Genomic DNA, 304 nt, shown 5'->3' with positions numbered 1-304 from the left:
GCCTACCACCGCTTGTTTTATTTGCCTTGCTGAATATTCAGCAACGGGTAAATCTTGGCTTACTGCTGCTACAATTGCTGCCCCTCGAGCTTGCCCTAACTTGAGTGCCGAATCTGCGTTTTTAGCCATAAACACTTGTTCAAGGGCAAATTCATCGGGAGAAAACTGGGCAATAATTTCGCTAACACCCGCGTGAATTTGCTTCAAACGTAACGGCAGTTCTTTTTCGCTAGTGCGAATACAGCCACTGCCTAAATACTCGATTCGTCCATTGGCTTGCTTTATCAAACCGTAACCGGTGATC

General features: G+C 46.1%; 1 protein-coding gene. It reads right to left on the bottom strand.

From position 1 onward, the window contains the following. The coding region (ruvC, locus tag Q4528_RS13330) for a crossover junction endodeoxyribonuclease RuvC (protein WP_303521991.1) at nucleotides 1–304 on the bottom strand (304 nt) is incomplete at both ends.

It is taken from the genome of Staphylococcus pasteuri, assembly GCF_030547725.1.
Lineage (GTDB): Bacteria > Bacillota > Bacilli > Staphylococcales > Staphylococcaceae > Staphylococcus > Staphylococcus pasteuri.
This window is presented reverse-complemented; position numbering and strand designations above follow the sequence as displayed.